The sequence below is a fragment of the Vibrio plantisponsor genome (assembly GCF_013041605.1).
GTDB classification, from domain to species: domain Bacteria; phylum Pseudomonadota; class Gammaproteobacteria; order Enterobacterales; family Vibrionaceae; genus Vibrio; species Vibrio plantisponsor.
This window is the reverse complement of the sequence record NZ_JABEQC010000001.1, coordinates 131036-151002: the sequence shown is the minus strand read 5'-3', so window position 1 is coordinate 151002 and position 19967 is coordinate 131036. Positions and strand designations below refer to the sequence as shown.

19 protein-coding genes are annotated in these 19967 nt (G+C 42.8%); 11 read left to right on the top strand and 8 right to left on the bottom strand.

Annotation, left to right across the window (positions count from 1 at the left end; translation table 11 throughout):
* Positions 1-8: 8 nt before the first annotated feature.
* The 3 genes from HKI82_RS00760 to HKI82_RS00750 are packed head-to-tail and all read right to left on the bottom strand — an operon-like array spanning position 9 to position 1806.
* Positions 9-851 carry a CsgG/HfaB family protein gene (locus HKI82_RS00760; RefSeq protein WP_042485599.1) on the bottom strand — a complete coding sequence of 281 codons (843 nt, stop codon included), beginning with the start codon at positions 849-851 and terminating at the stop codon, positions 9-11.
* A gap of 15 nt (positions 852-866) precedes the next feature.
* Entirely contained in the window at positions 867-1310 is a 444-nt protein-coding gene (locus HKI82_RS00755) for a curli assembly protein CsgF (RefSeq protein WP_171136899.1), read from the bottom strand.
* A 22-nt stretch (positions 1311-1332) separates the two neighbouring features.
* Entirely contained in the window at positions 1333-1806 is a 474-nt protein-coding gene (locus HKI82_RS00750; RefSeq protein ID WP_206361773.1) for a CsgE family curli-type amyloid fiber assembly protein, read from the bottom strand.
* A gap of 243 nt (positions 1807-2049) precedes the next feature.
* Here HKI82_RS00750 and HKI82_RS00745 point away from each other — a divergent pair, with 243 nt between their 5' ends.
* From HKI82_RS00745 to HKI82_RS00735, 3 genes are all read left to right on the top strand, one after another.
* Positions 2050-2727 carry a curlin subunit CsgB gene (locus HKI82_RS00745; RefSeq protein ID WP_240956620.1) on the top strand — a complete coding sequence of 226 codons (678 nt, stop codon included), beginning with the start codon at positions 2050-2052 and terminating at the stop codon, positions 2725-2727.
* A 62-nt stretch (positions 2728-2789) separates the two neighbouring features.
* Complete coding sequence (locus HKI82_RS00740) at positions 2790-3569, top strand: curlin (RefSeq protein ID WP_171136898.1); 780 nt, start codon at positions 2790-2792, stop codon at positions 3567-3569.
* 9 nt (positions 3570-3578) lie between these two features.
* Positions 3579-3935, top strand: a complete 357-nt coding sequence (locus tag HKI82_RS00735; RefSeq protein WP_171136897.1) for a hypothetical protein — start codon at positions 3579-3581, stop codon at positions 3933-3935.
* A 457-nt stretch (positions 3936-4392) separates the two neighbouring features.
* Here the strand turns inward: HKI82_RS00735 and malK are convergent, their stop codons facing one another.
* Positions 4393-5517 carry a maltose/maltodextrin ABC transporter ATP-binding protein MalK gene (malK, locus tag HKI82_RS00730; RefSeq protein WP_171136896.1) on the bottom strand — a complete coding sequence of 375 codons (1125 nt, stop codon included), beginning with the start codon at positions 5515-5517 and terminating at the stop codon, positions 4393-4395.
* Positions 5518-6266: 749 nt separating this feature from the next.
* Between malK and malE the strand changes: the two genes are divergently transcribed.
* The 3 genes from malE to malG all read left to right on the top strand — a co-directional run bounded on the left by malE (position 6267) and on the right by malG (position 9999).
* Positions 6267-7448 carry a maltose/maltodextrin ABC transporter substrate-binding protein MalE gene (gene malE, locus HKI82_RS00725; protein ID WP_102941818.1) on the top strand — a complete coding sequence of 394 codons (1182 nt, stop codon included), beginning with the start codon at positions 6267-6269 and terminating at the stop codon, positions 7446-7448.
* 74 nt (positions 7449-7522) lie between these two features.
* Positions 7523-9097, top strand: a complete 1575-nt coding sequence (malF, locus tag HKI82_RS00720; RefSeq protein ID WP_171136895.1) for a maltose ABC transporter permease MalF — start codon at positions 7523-7525, stop codon at positions 9095-9097.
* Between the two features lie 11 nt (positions 9098-9108).
* Entirely contained in the window at positions 9109-9999 is an 891-nt protein-coding gene (malG, locus tag HKI82_RS00715; protein WP_102941820.1) for a maltose ABC transporter permease MalG, read from the top strand.
* A 323-nt stretch (positions 10000-10322) separates the two neighbouring features.
* Here malG and HKI82_RS00710 read toward each other — a convergent pair whose 3' ends face one another.
* Positions 10323-10574: a hypothetical protein gene (locus HKI82_RS00710; RefSeq protein ID WP_102941821.1), complete on the bottom strand. Its 252-nt coding sequence runs from the start codon at positions 10572-10574 to the stop codon at positions 10323-10325.
* 183 nt (positions 10575-10757) lie between these two features.
* On the bottom strand, positions 10758-11837 hold the full coding sequence (alr, locus tag HKI82_RS00705) for an alanine racemase (protein WP_171136894.1): 1080 nt from the start codon (positions 11835-11837) through the stop codon (positions 10758-10760).
* 898 nt (positions 11838-12735) lie between these two features.
* Here alr and dgcN point away from each other — a divergent pair.
* The 3 genes from dgcN to HKI82_RS00690 are packed head-to-tail and all read left to right on the top strand — an operon-like array spanning position 12736 to position 15581.
* The gene (gene dgcN, locus HKI82_RS00700) at positions 12736-13740 is read left to right on the top strand and encodes an N-acetyltransferase DgcN (RefSeq protein ID WP_102941823.1); all 1005 of its coding nucleotides are present in this window, start codon (positions 12736-12738) and stop codon (positions 13738-13740) included.
* Positions 13740-14714, top strand: a complete 975-nt coding sequence (gene dgcA, locus HKI82_RS00695; RefSeq protein WP_171136893.1) for an N-acetyl-D-Glu racemase DgcA — start codon at positions 13740-13742, stop codon at positions 14712-14714. Before dgcN ends, dgcA begins: the two co-directional genes overlap by 1 nt.
* A 9-nt stretch (positions 14715-14723) precedes the next feature.
* Positions 14724-15581, top strand: a complete 858-nt coding sequence (locus tag HKI82_RS00690) for a D-amino-acid transaminase (protein ID WP_171136892.1) — start codon at positions 14724-14726, stop codon at positions 15579-15581.
* Positions 15582-15653: 72 nt separating this feature from the next.
* On the opposite strand, the gene HKI82_RS00685 is transcribed toward HKI82_RS00690, so the two are convergent.
* Complete coding sequence (locus HKI82_RS00685) at positions 15654-16148, bottom strand: acyl-CoA thioesterase (protein WP_042481466.1); 495 nt, start codon at positions 16146-16148, stop codon at positions 15654-15656.
* Positions 16149-16411: 263 nt separating this feature from the next.
* Between HKI82_RS00685 and HKI82_RS00680 the strand changes: the two genes are divergently transcribed.
* Both HKI82_RS00680 and HKI82_RS00675 read left to right on the top strand, forming a co-directional pair.
* Positions 16412-17626 (top strand): MFS transporter, encoded by a 1215-nt coding sequence (locus HKI82_RS00680; protein WP_171136891.1) that lies wholly within the window; start codon positions 16412-16414, stop codon positions 17624-17626.
* A gap of 33 nt (positions 17627-17659) precedes the next feature.
* Complete coding sequence (locus tag HKI82_RS00675; RefSeq protein ID WP_171136890.1) at positions 17660-19087, top strand: NAD-dependent succinate-semialdehyde dehydrogenase; 1428 nt, start codon at positions 17660-17662, stop codon at positions 19085-19087.
* A gap of 291 nt (positions 19088-19378) precedes the next feature.
* On the opposite strand, the gene HKI82_RS00670 is transcribed toward HKI82_RS00675, so the two are convergent.
* Positions 19379-19939, bottom strand: coding sequence for an isochorismatase family protein (locus HKI82_RS00670; RefSeq protein ID WP_171136889.1), 561 nt, complete (start codon positions 19937-19939; stop codon positions 19379-19381).
* Positions 19940-19967: the final 28 nt, after the last annotated feature.

Below are 19967 nucleotides of genomic sequence, written 5' to 3'. Positions count from 1 at the left end.
TGACGGCTTTAGAGAATCGTTGTGCTTTCTTGCATATAGCGTTTCATTACTGGACTCTCCATCTGTTTTTTATCGGCTGGTTCCCAAAGTCCTTTCTGAATACCGTCAATAATCATATGTATTACTGCTGAGTCGATGGCTGACATCACCGCGATATTGACGGGTTCGTTGTTGGTATAACCCGATTCCATTTCAAGTAAGTCTTGGTAAGCGATGTAACGGAAAACACTACCACTTAAAGCGTGAGAAAAAATGGTTTTGCTGGTAGTGACACTAAGTAAAATTTGACCCGTTCGAACATCGACCGCACGCAGGTTAACCGTTACCTGATCCATGCGATACTCGCCATAAGTCGCAAGTCCGAAATAGCCGATACCATGACCACCACTTTTTAAGTCAGACTCGTACCCAATAATGCCACCCTCGATGACTAAGTTTGCCGATTTCAACGCAGGTAAGTCGTCCCCAATATTAACTGGAGCTTCATCTTTCTTCTGCGCGGCGCGAATGATTTTACGTTCTGTGAGTAAGTTCTGTAATCCTTCACGCTCTAGCGGTAAGAACCACTTGGAGTCCAGTAAAGAAGAGGTCAACATTGATGTGCCTCCCTGTGGTACCGCAGTTGCAAAGGTACTTGAAGGGTAGTCTTTGTATTGCCCTGTTTGGTCGCGAAAATCATACACGGAGACCATAATCTTCCCTTTGGGGAGAGGCAGGTTGATAAGATCTTTATATATAGCCCCTCTTGGCGCTAGTGTTGGATACTCTTCCGCATCGGGTGTATCCATAAAATTTGAACACCCTGTAAGTAAGAGTGCCAGAGTCACTGCTAGGTAAAGTCCTTTTTTCATTTTTATCTTCCTGAACTACAAACCTGTAACTTCGATTGTGGTAGATTCACCAGTCGATTTATCTATAACTGTGATGGTTAGAAAACCATCATTATCGGTGATGGTTAGTGTGTAATCGTCGGTTTCTAAACTTCCCGGTTCTCCGCTGGAAATTAATTCACTTAACAGCCGTGATTGTAATGAGGATAGGAGGGAAGAGACCGATGAGGTTCCGCTGCTCGTCCTATCAGGGTCTTCGTAATCATTGATTGCTTCCGCTCTGGCAAACAAATGTGAAGTGTTGAGAGGGTTGCCACCAAATGTAGGATTTATCGGTTTGTAAGTCAGTTTGGATGCAAATACAGGTGCTGTCACTAGACTGCAACTGATTAAGCTAAGACTGATTATGATTGCCTTTTTCAACCTAAATTTTGAATGTTTAGGCTGAGAACGCTGTTTAGAAACAACCAGAGTTTTCATAATTTTCCCTTGTAAGCATTTATTATATTTCGTCATGTGCGAGATCGAATGTGTCGGAATACATCCGTTGTATTCTCCACTTGGTTAAATAGTCCTGTACTGTTTTTACCGCTTTTGCTGCCTGCTCTTTCGACTCTTTCATTTTTGGTGAAAGACTGGTGCGAAAGACAACTTTTTGCGAATGCCAAATCGTCATGATGGTTCCAAATTTGGCTGTTGTTTTTTCAGTTATAGTTAAATTCTCTTCTAAGTTTTCTTCACTCTCATTGAGCTGCTGTGCGAACTCTGAATAAAACATGCTTCCAATGCGAGTCATTGTTCTGTCTATGATGAGGCCATTTACTTCATCTAAAGAGTCGTGTGCTCCATCTTCTAATTGTTGCGTGTCTTCTATAGGAGATTGGTCACCAGTACTCTCTTTTGCATTCAGATAAGAAGCATGTAATGAGAAGTACACAAAAAAAATAATTAGAAATTTATTAATTCTAAGCGTCATAGATGACTCTATAAATGTGTTTAAGACGAATTAATAATAAGAGTTAATTGCCATTAATTGTATAAACCAAAGTATTAGAATTGAACAAATAAATTGGTATTTTTGTATTTGTTTTTACATAAATCTAACAACCAAAAAATTAAAAAATAAATATCAAATTTAATTTAAAGTTGATGGTTTAAAATCATCGGCAGCTCTAACCTAATTAACGAGAACACGGTGTTCTCTAATGAAGGAGGAGTTATGTCCATCCGGAATAATGCCTGCTTCAGTATGCTAGTCATAGGTATCGTTTTGTATTCAGCAATGTCGAACCTAGCTTGGGCGAACAATGATCTTGGTGGTCAAGCTTATTATCAGTCAGAGAATAATCATGGAGGCGATGATCGTCACCATGAGAACTTTAACAATAGAAGACATACTCAAGTAGGTAAGTTCGGTTACGGCTTGGACTTAAGTAATTTCAACGAGTTAGATTCTATGCCAACTGACGATAATTATGCTGAAGTCGTCTTGGAAGACTCGATATTAGGAAGTGTCTATATCGAGCAGGGTAGTTCTATTGCAGGTAATAAAGCGAAAGTAGTCCAGTCAGACAGCGTAGGGAGTGAGGCTGGGATTTGGCAATATGGTGGGGATAATACTGCTTTAATAACTCAAACGGGTAAGTTTAATAAAGCTTACATTGCTCAGTATGGTTATGGAAATAAAGCTTGGATTAATCAAGCTGGATATAATAATACCGCGGCAATTATCCAATATGGATATGGAAGTTCTTTGAGTATTAATCAAACGGGCAGTAATAACCAAGCCATTATTGTTGATAACGGTGGTTCTAATTATGGCATTAGTCAAAATGGTAATGACTATGTGGCCATAGTTGGGGGCTATGGTATCAATGTGTATGTTACTCAAAATTAATCGGCAACACATTCAGATACTTGTCTATTCAAATGTAACAATATGATATAAAGGAAATTGTCATGAAAACTAAATTGGCATTAATAATTGCAGCAACGTTGGCTTCAGGTAGTGTTCTTGCAAACAACACAGCAGACTTAGATTTATTTATGACTTCAGATTCTGACGTCACTGTATTCCAAGAGTCTCCTAATGAGGGTAACAAGGCAGACATTAAATCTTACTTTGTAGATGATTCTACTCTGTCTATCTCTCAAGTTGGTGGTGAAAACAAAGCGAGAATTTTAGCTGTAGGTGTAGATTCAGGTAATTTTAGCATCGACCAAACTGGCAACAGCAACAAAGCTCGTATTATGACTGATAACAGTCCATGGGATCATTATTCTTATGATAATGACAATGTTTCTATCGTTCAAAATGGTGATAGTAACAAATCTCAAGTATTGCTTCAGGGTGGTACAGATGACTCAAATGTTGAACTTAGCGTCGAAGGTACACTAAACGAAACTAGTGTTGTTCTGAACAGAGGTGACGGAAGTTCTGTTACAGGTAATGTTGATGGAACTGGCAACATGGCTGACGTATATGTTGAAAATAGTTTCGGCAACAGTGTCGATTTCACACAAACAGGTGACTACAACACAATTGACGTTGATGTTACAGGTTGGAGCCATGGTAACGATATTACTATCGACCAACAAAACGCACATGCAGCAGCTAATGTATCTGTTTACTGGGGTAGCTCAGAAAACACTATCAACATTACTCAAACATATGGCGATGTTGCGAATGTAAATGTTGGAGCTAGCACAAATAACACTGTTACCGTTATTCAATACTAATCGTTGGTTATGTTAGTACGTTATTCAGCGGCGCTTTGCGCCGCTTTTCTAGTCTCATTAAGTGCGATAGCGATGGATAGTTCATCATTGAGTCTTTATGGTGGAGCGCTTCAATTTGAATGCACTCAAGACGCGCAACGAGTCAAACTTACTGCGAAAACGGGTAAGCAGTTTGCCGCAAAAATCGTAGCAAGTGCGGCTTCCGGTAACAAAATGAGTTATGGATTCTCTAATCGCAGTTCCTTGAACTTGGGCTTTGGCGTTAATGATTTGCCTATTCGTTTTGAAGTGATTAGTGAGAGTGAGGGAAGCGAATCCTTTACGCTTGAAGCGGGATGCCAATTGACATCAAATATGTCCTCTTAAGATCTAATCGCCATATTTGAATATGCTCACTCGACATGAGTTGTGACCAAGTTGTTCAGATCTTCATTTGTGGATATCCAAATAGCACTAGTACATTGGAGAATCGAGATGAACACACTCGAACAAACATTACAGGGCGTTGGGGCTGGGTTGATAACTCTTTCTGTGTTTCTTGAATTCAATCTGTCAGTTCACGCTTTACAGTTGGTAGAGCTAATAAAGTCAGTAATGTAATCGTTGCATCTAACCCTATTAGGTCGTCGTCGACGGATGATAATACTGATGATGGTGAAGGTTGAGCGTTAAAGCGCAGCTTTGTCTATTACTTTGTCTACGAGTAGGTAGTAGGCTTGTTGTTTTAAATATTTGTTATCCAATTCGCTCTACTTGCCAAAATAAAAACGTCCTCTCAATGATCAATTAAGAGGACGCTTAATAAGTCTGTCTTTAATGCATTTTATGCTTCTGGAAGCTCAACGCCTTTTTCTTTAAACAGACGGCGGCATGCGCGTCCATCACTGTGGAACAGGTGACAACGGTGCGCTGGAATACCAATCGACAGCACATCATCTGTTTCAACATCTAGCGTATCTGGCTGACGATAGATCACATCTGAGTCGGAGCCCTTAAGGTTCATGTAAACCTGTGTTTCATTACCCAGCTTCTCAACCATCATCACTTTACCTTCAATGATAGCGTCACCTTCACTTGCAGTGAGTAAGTGTTCTGGACGAACACCTAAAGACATTCTCTCACCGCGGTTTACGGTTGTTCCATCGACAGGAATCCAGAATGTTGTGCCATTAGAAAGTTGCACCATTACTCGGTCTTTCTCCACTTCCTCAATGAACACACTCATAAAGTTCATTTTTGGTGAGCCGATGAAGCCCGCGACAAAACGGTTTCTAGGGTAGTGGTAGAGCTCAAGAGGTCTACCTACTTGCGATACATATCCCGCATCAAGTACAACAATTTTGTCAGCCATTGTCATTGCTTCTACTTGGTCATGGGTAACATAAATCATGGTGCAACCCAGTTTGCGTTGCAGCTTAGTGATTTCTGAACGCATTTGCACTCGAAGTGCTGCATCTAGGTTTGATAAGGGTTCATCAAGCAGGAATACGTTAGGTTGAGACACCAAAGTACGACCGATGGCAACACGCTGACGCTGACCACCTGAAAGTGCTTTTGGTTGGCGGTCAAGCAAATGCGTCAACTGTAGAATGTCTGCAGCATGATCGACACGTTTATGAATCTCTTCTTTATCAGCTTTGGCGAGTTTCAAACCAAATGACATGTTGTCATAAAGGTTTAGGTGAGGGTAAAGAGCGTATGACTGGAATACCATACCCACACCGCGTTTAGAGGGCTCAACATCGTTCATGCGTTGGTCGCCGATGTACAAGTCGCCGGATGTGATGTCTTCTAAGCCTGCAATGCAGCGAAGTAACGTCGATTTACCACAACCAGATGGACCTACGAATACAACGAATTCGCCTTCTTGAATGTCTAAATCAACATTCTTAGAAATCACTACATCGCCATAAGCTTTACAAACATTTTTTAACGTGACATTCGACATCTAGCTCGTCCTCGATCAACACTTTTTAATTACTATTGCTCATCATTGTACGACATTGTTTTGTGCAATGAACTACTAAGCAATAATAGTAGGAATACATTTAAGTTTATGATTTCTCGACTTTGAGAAGAATCATTTAAGTGGCTAATAATCTGGTGTAATCCCAATTTGCTTTTAGCCTTTATCGGTAAGAAAAGAAAGGGTGATGTATTTTAGTAATATTTGGGTATACGCTGCTCGAAATCATACATCACCCCTCATAGCCAAAATTAGGCACTTATCAATGCAAACATGTGTTCCCCCCGGAACGACGAACTTGCGTCGTATGCACATTTGCGTAAGCACTCCAACCGGCAATGTAAACACCTAATGTTCGGTGCTAATAAAAGACTCTTACCATCCACTTTGGACGTAGTTAGTCTCTAAGATGTGAACCTAGATGACATCCTCCTAATCCTTTTTTTTGTGGGGGTAGTAGACAGGGATGAGTAGGAGGAGGGGGAATAGGGCGTAGTTAGATCAAGCTCAAATAATTGATGCTTTTGAAGTTGAGGTTGCTCACAACAAAACACCTTTTTGTGATCTTTGTCGACCACTCGTGGCGATGCAGATCACGAAAATAGTCCATAATAGCTAGGGCGTAGTGCGCAGGAGGATGAGTCGTAGTCTGTTTTTTCTGATGATATGTGACGAAATACGGCAAAACCTCTTGGTTAGCCCTACAACATAAATATTAAAAGGATATGAACATGAAAAACGCCCTAAGTACCGTAGCACTTAGCACATTAGTTGCTCTTGGTTCGTTTGGAGCTCACGCTGCAATCGAAGAAGGTCAATTGACTATCTGGATCAACGGAGACAAAGGCTACAATGGATTGGCTGAAGTTGGTAAGAAGTTTGAAGAAGACACGGGTATTAAAGTAACTGTTGCACACCCAGATGCGCTTCAGGATAAGTTCCCTCAAACCGCTTCAACTGGTGACGGTCCTGATATTGTATTTTGGGCACACGACCGTTTTGGTGGTTATGCTGAAGCAGGTCTGCTAGCAGAAGTTAAACCATCTCAAAAAGTTAAAGAAGGCATTATCGACTTCGCTTGGGATGCGGTTAACTACAACGGTAAGCTAATTGGTTACCCAATCGCAGTAGAATCACTATCTCTTATCTACAACAAAGATCTTGTTCCAAACCCACCAAAATCTTGGGAAGAAGTAGCACAGTTAAACGCTGAGCTTAAGAAACAAGGCAAATCTGCAATCATGTGGAACCTAAAAGAACCGTACTTCACTTGGCCTCTAATGGCTGCTGATGGCGGTTATGCGTTTAAGTACACAGCTCAAGGTTATGACATTAAAGATGCTGGTATCGCGAACAAAGGTGTTTCGGATGCAATGAACTTTGTTAAAGGTCTTGTTGATAAAGGCGTAATTTCTTCTGATATGGATTACTCAGTTTCTGAAGCTGAATTCAACAAAGGCAATACTGCAATGACTATCAATGGTCCTTGGTCATGGGGCAATATTGAGAAGTCTGGTATCAACTACGGTGTGACCACTCTGCCTAAATTTAATGGTCACTCATCTAAACCGTTCGTTGGTGTACTAACTGCAGGTATCAGCACAGCATCTCCTAACAAAGACCTAGCAGTAGAGTTCATCGAGAACTACCTACTAACTAACGACGGTCTACGTAAGATGAATGATGACAAGCCACTAGGCGCAGTTGCTTTGAACACATTCCAACAAGAATTGGGTAATGACCCTCGCATTGCGGCGACAATGGACAACGCAATGAACGGCGAAATTATGCCAAACATCCCACAAATGAATGCTTTCTGGGGCGCAGCTAAGAACGCAATCGTCAACATCGTTGATGGTCGTCAAACTGTAGATGCAGCACTTGCAGATGCAGAAAAGCAAATGGTTAAGTAATTTTTTAGTTCTACTTTTGGGGAGGGGGTAACTCCTCCCTACTTTCTCAGTTTATTTCGCTAGCAGGTTGTACTATGCAGTCAGTTCAAGGTTCAGAAGCGATGCCAACACCATCAACACCGTCATCTTCTAATAAGCGCGCACTACTTAAGTGGGCAGCGTTAGGGGCTGTTGGTGTGGTCAATGGTTATGCATCCATTCTTATGTATTCGCGCGGTGAGTCTGCCTTTGCGTTACTTACTCTCTTTCTTACCGCATTAGCACTCTATATTTTTGGCAGTAAGAAAACTTACGCCCACCGCTATATCTACCCAGGTATTGCTGGGATGATTTTATTCATCCTTTTCCCTTTGGTATACACCGTTAACTTGGCTTTCACTAACTATAGCGCTAAGAACCAGCTCACTTTAGATCGTGCACAATCTGTATTGATGGATAGAACGTTCCAAAGTGGTCAAAGCTACTCATTTGACTTGTATGAGACTGAATCAGGTTTTCAAATTACGATTCAAGATGGCGATACTCAATATGTGACGGAAGCATTTTCATTGAATGCTGCAAGCCGTGAGTTAAACCTTACACCTACTGAACAACCTGTATTAGGTGCAAAAGCACCAATTAAAACCATCATCAGTAACCGCTCTGCTTTGAGTGAGTTCGACCTTCATTTTCCTGATGGTAATGACATTCGCATGAGCGGCTTGCGTAAGTTTGCTGCGGTATTACCGCTATACAAAATGCAGGAAGATGGTGTCACTTTGATCAACCAAGAAACCGGTGAAGTACTGCGTCCGAACATGGATGTCGGTTTCTACCAACCTGTAGATGAGAATGGTCAGTTTGTTGGCTCAACGGTATCACCAGGTTTTGTTGTCTCTATCGGTACTCATAACTTCGAACGTGTTTGGAAAGATGATGGTATTAAAGAACCCTTTATCAGCATCTTCATTTGGACGGTTATTTTCTCTCTATTGACTGTCGTGTTCACTCTGCTTATCGGCCTAGTGCTTGCGAGCGTTGTACAGTGGGAAGCGTTGAAAGGTAGAGCGATTTACCGAGTTCTGTTAATCCTCCCATACGCGGTACCTGCATTCATTTCGATTCTGATCTTTAAAGGTTTGTTTAACCAAAGTTTCGGTGAAATCAACATGGTGCTTCAAGCGATGTTTGGTATCAGCCCTTCTTGGTTCTCAGATCCGATACTGGCCAAAACTATGGTGTTGATTGTTAACACTTGGCTAGGTTTCCCTTACATGATGATCTTGTGTATGGGTCTACTAAAAGCAATACCAGATGATTTATACGAAGCGTCGGCTATTGATGGTTCAAACTTTGTGAGCAACTTTACTCGTATCACATTGCCTTTGATGATTAAGCCAATGACACCGCTTCTCATTGCGAGTTTTGCATTCAACTTTAATAACTTTGTGATGATTCAACTATTAACGCAAGGTGGCCCGAATATGATTGGCACTTCAGAGCCAGCGGGTTATACCGACCTATTGGTAAGTTATACCTACCGTATCGCATTTGAAGGCGGCGGCGGTCAAGATTTCGGTCTGGCGAGTGCAATCGCAACACTGATCTTCTTACTCGTGGGTGGTTTAGCACTACTCAACCTTCGTTTCACTAAGCTTGACCAAGATTAAGGAGTCGCACAATGGCAATGGTACAAGGTAAATCCTTAAAATACAGAGTGTTGGCGACGCACATCGCGATGTGGGCATTCTTAGCATTAATCATTTTTCCACTGTTGATGATTGTGGCGATTTCTTTCCGTGAAGGTAACTTTGCAACAGGTAGCTTAATTCCGGAAAACCCGTCACTAGAGCACTGGAAACTGGCGTTAGGTATTGCTGTTGAGAATGCTGACGGTTCAGTGACTCCGCCTCCATTCCCTGTTCTTACGTGGTTATGGAACTCAGTGAAAGTGGCAGCCATCAGTTCAGTGTTGATCGTCGCGCTATCCACGACTTCTGCCTATGCTTTTGCGCGTATGAAGTTCAAAGGTAAGAGCACTATCTTGAAAGCGATGATGATTTTCCAGATGTTCCCTGCTGTGCTGGCGCTGGTGGCTCTATACGCATTGTTTGATAAGTTAGGTCAGTACATTCCATTCCTTGGTTTGAACACTCACGGCGGTTTGATTTTCTCTTACTTGGGTGGTATCGCGCTGCATGTTTGGACAATCAAAGGCTACTTTGAAACGATTGACCTTTCATTGGAAGAAGCGGCGGCACTTGACGGTGCAACACCATGGCAAGCTTTCCGCCTAGTACTTTTACCGCTTTCCGTACCGATTCTGGCAGTTGTGTTTATTCTCTCATTTATCGGTGTTGTGGGTGAGGTTCCAGTGGCATCTTTGTTACTTTCTGATGTAAACTCATACACACTTGCGGTTGGTATGCAGCAGTATTTGTACCCTCAAAACTACTTATGGGGAGACTTTGCGGCAGCGGCAGTTTTATCTGCTTTACCAATTACTATCGTATTCTTGCTTGCGCAGCGTTGGCTAGTCGGAGGACTCACGGCCGGCGGTGTGAAAGGATAACAACGATAAGGGCGACTGCAATGTCGCCCATTTTGTGTCTGCTTAACAACTTGGTTTGGCCGCTGATCAGTTAAGTTAGATACATAACTTCTGGCGTTACGCATAGCTGGCTGTTAGCTCAATTCCTTACTGTAAATGACTAACGGTTTTTGTAACCATGACCTGAGCTCTGCTCAGGTTTTTTTATATCTGCGATAACCGTTTTACTGAGCTTTTCATAAATCTTAATAACGCGTTAGGTCTAATGGAATGCCGAACTATCGGCCACACGAGCCCGTGTGGCTAAAGAGATGTGACACTTAGGCAGGAACTATTTTAAGCGGCTAGAATTCTTTACTGGATGGTGCGCAACCAATGTACTGTAACAGTACATATAGGCTCTCTTGTTGTAGAGCAACTTTACGGAATAGATCTGCGAATGTGTCATCACCACCAAAGCAAGTGCGAATGTAGTGATTGATTTCAGAAGGCTGGTAGCCTTCTACATACATAGTCCGAATCCAATGATATTCAACAGATTTTAAATCGGAGAGGGTGTTTTCACTTAAAGTAATATCACTGATGGACAAGGCCATGTTTTTGTTCTCTGGGAAGGCTATTCAATTTTCTAGCATATTAAATCAGAGAAAAATGAAACTTCTATGACAAAAAGTCTGGCGGGAGAAAGAACTTAGGGGGCTGAATATAATGTTGAATTTAAACGATTGGTGTAAATAAAAAAGAGCGTAATCATACTTACGCTCTTTTTACTTAATACACTATTTTTCGATGTAGGTTTTATGCACTCGCTTAGTCAGTTTGATGACGAGTTCATATGGAATCGTTCCAATGTGCTTTGATACCTGCTCAATTGGTAAATTTTCTCCCCAGAATTCGACACTATCCCCCACTTTATCTTGTGAGTCTGGACCTAAATCAACGGTAATCATATCCATGGATACTCGGCCTGAAATTGGCACGATGCGACCATTAATATAAACAGGCGTGCCTTCTGGCGCAGATCTCGGATACCCATCACCATACCCCATAGCAACCACACCAATGTAGGTATCACGCTGTGACGTCCAAGTTTCACCATAACCTACAGGCTGATTGGCTTTGTGTTTGCGAACCGCGATAAGTTTGGAGGTTAACGTCATACCACAATGCAGGCCATAGGATTTACCTGTTTCGTTTTCATTCGGGCTGATGCCATACAGTGCAATGCCAGCACGCATGTAATCGAGATGAGAGTCTGACCAGTACAGAATGCCCGCCGAATTTGCCAAGGTTTTAGGGCCTAGGAAGCGAGAGGTCTGCGACAGAAACAGATCGATTTGCTTTTGTGTAGAGGCAGATGAAAGATCATCGGCACAGCTAAAGTGACTCATGAAGCCAACTGGGCCAGATAGCTTACCTGTAGCTTCAATTTGCTCAACATAATCATTCAGTTCGCACGGTTGAACACCCAGACGGTGCATACCAGTATCCAGCTTAAGCCACACCATGATTGGTTTCGCTAACGTAGCATTTTTCAGATCGTCTAGTTGTTCCTGGCAATGAATAGCGGTTTGAAAGCCTTCACGTGAAGCGACTTCCAAATCGTTCTTACAAAAGCAGCCTTCAAGCAACAAAATAGGTTGTTGAATGCCGGAATTTCTTAATTCCTGTGCTTCCTCAATACGAGAAACGGCAAATACGTCCGCCTGAGCCAGCGCTTGTGCTGTCTTTATAGCGTTGTGGCCGTAAGCGTCACCTTTAATAACCGCTACAACAGGCTTGTTTCCACATTTCTTTTTTAGCAAATCGTAGTTATCACTAAGCGCTTTTAGATTGATAAGAGCTTCAGCTGTGATCATTGAATCCGTCCTAATTTTTACCTTGTTTCCATTGCAGCTCAGAAATGGGGCTTACTAAAGAGTAGCTATCATACTGAGTAATGTCTGTTTCTCCAACAGCGAGCAAAGGCTCGTAGCAAAAGATTTTATACATTTATTTAATAATAAACAGACCATACCAAGGTATGAGATCATTCCAGTCATTGCGACTATTTTGGAGTTTTGTGTATGGATAAAACCACTGTCTGTTTTTTATTTCTGACAAAGTGATTCATTGGATGTTTTGAAAGAATATTATTCCTTATATTTAATTTTTTTCAGTTGAATAAAATTATTCATTTTCTGGCGAAAAAGTAATTCCGATCACTGTTTTGTGCAAAAGAATTTAACCTAAATACTCATTGTTATTAACTAATGGCGGTCTGTAGTTGTTGAAAATAGGTGGGACGTGGACTTTCTTACTCGATTTTTATAAGTAAGGTTCTACGTTCTTGCACTTCAAATTTATGACTAGATTGTATACAAAATTGTTTATTGTTGCTCTGGATCACAAAACATGAAAATCTAAAAATATTGTTATATTTGGAGATAAATACCAAATGGGTGTTTTGGCTGAATTTTAGATATAACAACTATTTGATTGGTCTGTAAGACAATCTTTCGATTAGGTATGTGGATGCTTTCATTTATCGCTTTATTTTCTTTAAGTTGCGATATTTTCTAAAAATCTCATTAATTGAATTAAAATGCATAATTTTTGCTTATTGTGAGGTTTTGATGCATAAAATTTTAATTTATTAAATTATTTTGAATATAAGTGAACAGTAAATCCTATTGTTGATGAGGATTTTAAACTGTAGGTTGTAAAAGAAGTTGAAATTAGTGTCTGGTCTAGATGACCAAAAATGGAGTAACAAAGATGGAACTTAAACAACCGTATCTATTATTTTTGGGTGATGCTGCAGATTCTCTGGCAGCTAAAGTCGCGCAGGGTATTAAAACTTGGCGCCCTGAGTACTGTGTAGGACAACTGCGTCTTGAAGCATGTAATGCTGACGTTGGTCTGCAAGACTTAACGGTGGCGCAAGCGAAAGAAGCGGGCGCACAAACCCTCGTTATCGGAGTTGCTAACCGTGGCGGTGTGATCTCCAAAGAGTGGATTTCCGTTCTTATAGAAGCGCTTGAAGCTGGGATGGATATCGCAGCTGGTCTGCATAACAAATTAACAGACATTCCTGAACTTGTTGAGTGTGCTAAAAAGAACGGTTGCGCACTTTATGATGTTCGTTACCCCACACAAACTTATCCTGTTGCCAATGGTAAAAAGCGCTCAGGAAAACGTGTTCTGACAGTAGGAACAGACTGCTCTGTTGGTAAAATGTATACCTCACTTGCAATAGAAAAAGAGATGAAAGAGCGCGGTGTTAATGCTGATTTCCGCGCTACTGGTCAAACGGGTATTCTGATTACCGGAGCTGGTGTCAGTGCAGACTGTGTCGTTGCAGACTTTATTGCCGGAGCAATTGAAACCATTACACCTGAAAACGATCCACAACACTGGGACGTTATTGAAGGTCAGGGCTCGCTATTCCATGCTTCATTTGCGGGTGTTACAACGGGTCTAATTCATGGTTCCCAAGCAGACGCTCTGGTACTTTGTCATGAACCGACTCGCACACATATGCGTGGATTGCCTGACTATCAGTTACCAGACCTTAAAGTGTGTATGGAAGCGAATATTGCTACGGCTCGCTTAACTAACCCTGCGGTTAAGTTTGTAGGTGTATCCATAAATACCTCAGGTTTGAGCGAAAGTGACGCAATGGCGTATATGGATAAGGTGGAATCAGACATTGGTTTACCTGTTGTTGACCCGTTCCGCCAAGGTGTTGCCCGTATTGTCGATAAGCTTTTGGAGCTGTAATGAAGGTAAAACTCTACACACAAAGTTGGCCAATTCGTGGCAGTTTTACTATCTCTCGGGGGAGTAAAACTCAAGCTGAAACCATCATTGTTGAGATTGAACACCAAGGTCTGATTGGGCGAGGGGAATGCGTTCCTTACGCCCGCTATGGTGAGTCAATCACGAGTGTTTTGCAGCAAATCAAGGATGTTATTCCAGAAATTGAAAGTGGTATCTCGCGTGAGCAGTTACAACCACTTCTTCCTGCTGGTGCGGCGAGAAATGCGGTTGATTGCGCTATGTGGGACCTTGAATGTAAGCAAGACAAGCAACCGATATGGACGAAGGTCGGTTTAGCCGCCGAGCCACTCACTACGGCTTACACGCTCTCGTTAGACACTCCTGAGAATATGGAGAAAACGGCGATTGAAAATGCTGACCGACCGCTGCTTAAACTCAAACTGGGTGGTCCAGAAGATTTGGCGCGTGTGCAAGCGGTGCGCCGTGGCGCACCCAACGCAAAAATTATTCTTGATGCGAATGAAGCGTGGACGGTAGAAACCTACAAACAGCTTATTCCTGAATTGATAAAGCTGGATGTGGCGATGATAGAGCAGCCATTTCACGCCGATGAAGACTCTGTTTTGGCCTCGCTAGAGCGCCCAATTCCTATTTGTGCCGATGAATCTTGTCACGACAGAAATAGTTTGCAGAAAGTCGTTGGCTTGTATGACATGGTCAATATTAAGCTCGATAAAACCGGCGGTTTAACCGAAGCACTAAAGCTAAAAGATCAAGCGCAGTCATTAGGATTACGAGTCATGGTTGGTTGCATGGTTTCGTCTTCATTAAGCATGGCTCCCGCTTTTGTCGTGGCTCAAGGTGCTGAAGTGGTTGATCTCGATGGTCCGCTATTGCTTAGCGCAGATATCGAAAACGGATTTGAATTTGAAAACAATTCTATGTTGCCCTTTCAACAAAAGCTGTGGGGGTAGGGAGAGAAAATGGAACGAATCGTATATCTAAATGGCGAGTTTGTTGCGGAAAGTGAAGCGAAAGTTTCGGTCTTTGACCGTGGCTTTCTCTTTGCCGATGCCGTTTACGAAGTTACCGCAGTACTGGGCGGTAAGCTCATCGATCATCAAGGGCATCTTGCGCGTTTAGAACGTTCTGCAAAAGAGCTCGACATCAAACTGCCTGTAACGGGCGAGCAACTGATGGAAATTCAGCGAGAGCTGATAAAAAGAAACGCTTTGGTTGAAGGTGGAATCTATTTGCAACTGACGCGTGGCGATGAAGGTGACCGCGACTTTTCCTACAGTGATGATATCGAACCAACCTTAGTGTTGTTTACACAGTCCAGAAGTCTGATCAACAGTCCTAAGATTCAAACTGGTATTAAAGTGATCTCGTTTGATGATATCCGTTGGCGACGTCGTGATATCAAAACAACCAGCCTATTGCCAGCTTGTTTGGCAAAACAAGCGGCTCATGCTACTGGTGCTGAAGATGTCTGGTTAATTGAAGACGGCTTTGTGACTGAAGGCGGCTCTAGTAACGCTTATATCGTGACGCAGGAAAATGTTTTGGTAACGCGCCCTTTGAGCAATGACATCTTGCATGGCATTACCCGAGCTTCTTTGATGAAACTAGCTAATGAGCTCAACCTAACTATTGAAGAACGTCTATTCACAATCGATGAAGCCTATCAGGCGAAAGAAGCGTTCATCAGCTCTGCTACAACGTTTGTTTGGCCAGTGGTAGCAATTGATGACAAGCCTGTTGGCAGTGGTAAACCGGGCGAAATAGCTTTAAAACTGCGTGATATCTACATAAAAACTGCGCAAGAGCTGGCGGAATAACATAAGGCATAATAATTACAGCGTGAGTTTGGCTAGGTACATAAAAAACACCCGACTTCAGTCGGGTGTTTTTTATCCGTCAGCTTTAAGGTATTTCACATGAGCTTCCATCTCTTCACCGATTTCTGTTCGCATGTTCATCAGTCTAATTGCCGAGTTACGTAGAGCGATATCTTCAGGGGTTTCAGGTACCCACTCAGGAACTGCCGTTGGCTTACCATTCTCGTCAACAGCTACCATTATTACAATGCAATGGGTAGTTAATCGGTTTTTGAGCTCTTTAGGGTCGCTGGCTTGTACGTCAATGGCAATGTGCATAGAGGTTTTACCTGTGTAGATAACCTTTGCACTCACTTCTACGATATTTCCAACATGGATAGGAGCAACGAAGCGAATACCGCCAGCATAAGCGGTAATACAGTATTTGCCGCTCCAAGCAGCAGAACAAGCGTATGCCGCTAAGTCGATCCATTTCATTACTGCGCCACCATGAACTTTACCGCCAAAGTTCACATCGCCAGGTTCTGCTAAAAAACGGAGGGTACTTTCTCTCTTGCCATTACTCATCGGCGATTCCTTTTGCTTTGCCAAACAACCATACATTGTAGTGATCCAACCGTATGTTGAAAACGCAATTACGATAACCTGAAAGTTAATCAATTGACTACCATTCTTTTACATAATTCCAACAAGAATGGTGTGATGGTTGAAAACTCATTATGGGATGTTTGGAGAGCACGGGAGTAGAGTAGTGAATAAGCCTTTGAGCTTTGCTACTGATCTAATATGCTCCTACAAGAAATAGAAGCCATACAAGGAAAGTAAAGTTCATGTCTAACGAATCCTATTCGACAATTTCTGATCCTGCGCTACTGAGTCCAGATGTCAGCCGTTCCAATTTATGGCGTTTAACATTGGCACAGGCGTTGGCAGGGGCGAACTCAGTGGTTGTATTTGCGACCGGAGCGATTGTCGGAAGTATGCTGGCACCTTCTCCGTTACTCGCCACACTGCCTATTTCTATTTTCGTTGTAGGTATGGCTGTGTGTGTTTTTCCAGCTGGAGAATTAGCAAGAAAGTACGGACGAAAAGCAGCGTTTATTGCGGGTTCGGTAGCTGGCGTGTTAACGGGTTTGTTGGCGATGGCTGCTATGTTCACGGGATTGTTCTGGTTGTTTTGCCTCTCGACCCTTTTAGGAGGCGCTTACGCTGCTGTTGTTCTCTCTTTTCGTTTTGCTGTAACAGACGGCTTACCGCCAGAGAAAAGACCTCAAGCACTTTCGCTAGTTATGGCTGGTGGTATTGTTGCAGGTGTTATCGGGCCGCAGCTAGTGACACAAACCATGTATCTGTGGCCAGAAAAAATGTTTGCTGCCACGTTCCTTGCACAGGCAGTAGTTGCTGTGATCTCAGGTGTGATCTTATATGGCGTTCAGTCTCCGGCTGTAAAAGAGCAGCATGGTGGAGGAAGACCATTAATGGAAATTGCACTTCAACCACGCTTTATTTCTGCTGTGGTGTGTGGCGCAGCGTCATACATGATCATGAACTTTCTTATGACTGCAGCCCCGCTCGCCATGCATATGCACGGCCACAGCCATGAGTCGTCAAACTTAGGTATTCAATGGCATGTGATTGCCATGTATACCCCGAGCTTTTTCACCGGCAAACTGATAGCGCGATTTGGCGCTGTGCGTATTTCGGCAATAGGTATTGTTTTGACGGGTATTTCAGCGGCTGTTGGTTTGTTGGGCGTAGATGTAAACCATTTCTGGTGGTTACTCATTTTACTGGGCATTGGATGGAACTTCGGCTTTCTTGGCGCTTCAGCTTTAGTGTTGGAATGTCATAAACCGGAAGAGAAAAATCGTGTTCAGTCGCTCAACGACTTCATTATTTTTGGCTTGATGGCGATAGGTTCGTTTTCATCTGGCGGGCTGTTAAGTGCTTACGGCTGGCAGATGGTGTTGTGGGTATCCTTCGTTCCTTTGGTTCTCGCAGCTGTTGCCTTGAGTGCAGGCAAAGTTGCTAAACTAAAAGCATAAACAATAACCATGAGTTGAATCTAGGAAAAATATATGCAACAGATACAAAACAAAAGCCTTCTTTCGTTTATGGTGTCGAATGAAGCGGAAGGGATAGCGGTGACTAACCCAGCCACTGGCGAAGTCATTGGTTATGCTCCGGTTTCTAAAGAACACGACATTCTCAATGGCATTGAACGGGCGAGTGTTGCTCAAAAAGAGTGGGCGGCGTTACCAGCGAAAACGCGCTCGGCTTTGTTACAGAAATGGAATCAACTGATTCTGGATAACAAGCAAGATCTTGGTCGTTTAATGACGCTTGAGCAAGGTAAGCCGTTGGCGGAAGCTCAAGGCGAAGTGGTATATGGCGCGAGCTTCATCGAATGGTTTGCTGAAGAAGCAAAGCGCACTTACGGCGAAACGATTCCAGCTCCGAGTAAAGACAAACGTTTAGTGACCATCAAGCAACCTATCGGTGTTGCCTGTGCGATTACACCTTGGAACTTCCCAATTGCGATGATCACTCGTAAAGCGGGCCCAGCTTTGGCGGCAGGTTGTAGTTTTATCGTTAAGCCTTCTGAATCAACACCACTTTCTGCATTTGCAGTGGCAGAACTGGCATATCAGGCAGGCATTCCTCGCGATGTGTTGCAGGTGGTTCTGGGTGAAACCTCTCGTCAAGTGGGCGGTATTTTCACAACACATCCTCTGATTCGTAAGCTTTCGTTCACAGGCTCTACTCAGGTCGGCAGTATACTAATGCAGCAAAGCGCTGCGGATATCAAACGCACCTCTATGGAACTGGGTGGCAACGCGCCTTTCATCGTGTTTGATGATGCAGATATTGATGCCGCGGTCACTGGCGCGATTGCTTCTAAGTTCCGCAACGCAGGTCAAACCTGCGTGTGTGCTAACCGCTTCTATGTTCACAGCAAAGTGTATGACGAGTTCGTCACTAAGTTTGATGATGCGGTACAGAAACTTAAAGTCGGTAACGGCTTGGAAGCTGGCGTCAACATTGGCCCTGTGATCAGTGAATCGGCAAAACAGAATATCCAAGCACTGATTGATGGAGCCATTAAGCAAGGAGCGAAACCTGTGTCTGAATTGCACCAGTTAGATGGTCTGTTCATGCAACCTGTAGTGCTGAAAGATGTCACTCACGACATGAAGATCGTCTCGCAAGAGATCTTTGGTCCAGTTGCGCCTGTGATTCGTTTTGATAACGACGCACAACTGATCGAAATGGCGAATGACACTATCTACGGCTTGGCTTCGTACTTCTACAGTCAAAACATTCACCGTGTATGGAAGATTGCCGAAGCGCTTGAGTACGGCATGGTGGGCATCAACGAAGGTTTAATTTCTACTGAAGTCGCACCATTTGGTGGTGTGAAACAATCTGGTATCGGACGTGAAGGCGCGAAGCAAGGCATCGATGAATACATGGATGTGAAATACCTGTGCTTTGGCGGAAACTAATTTAAGGACGAAAAAATGACAAACCAACATCTGTGACAAACACGTAATTATTCTGATTTCTGATGAAATCTAAATGGGTTTCGCTCGTACGATAAATTGTTTGCAACGAAATACTTAGGCATCGAACCGGATCTGACGGCCGTTGATCATTGAGTTCGACGTTCTCAATGAAGGTTTGGATACGCTAGAAAAAATCATTCTAGAAGTGGTTAACGCTTAACTAAGCTCTCGCTCAGGCTCTTTTATTTGAGAGATACCCACTATCAGAGACAAGCTAATCCGTAGCGCGATTTAGCTCAGTACTTCTTCGTGGGTTTTAAGCGAAATAACACCTTCGGTCGGCGTTAAGTTAGACCAAATGAAGTTATGGAATTTGATGATGTCACTAGCGCTCATCTCCAGTTTGTCAGCCGTTGTATGACAATCGGAAATCACCACTATATTGAAGTCTTCTACCAGCGCGGCGTGAATGGTTGCGTTAACACAGAAATCAGTCGCCAACCCTGTGATATAAAGGGTTCCAACATTTAATGAGTCTAAAAGCTCTTTCAAATTTGTCTTATAGAAAGCGCCATTAACGGTTTTCTCGACGGTGTAATCTGCATCACTGATGACAAGCTCTCTGACGATTTCAAAATCTTCTGTACCCGGCAATAAATAGTTTTCTTTAATACCGTTATGCTGAATGAAAATAACGGGTAAGTTTTTGGCGCGGAAAGCATGAGAAAGCTTATTGATTCTTGAAATAACGCCTTCTCTGTCGTGTCTTGGCGTGTGGAAACAGCCTATCTGCATATCAATGATCAACAGGGCTTCGTTGCTCCCATCCCCTTTCGTGGTCGAATCCGTCATGTCACGGTAATCCTTTACTTTCAGCCAA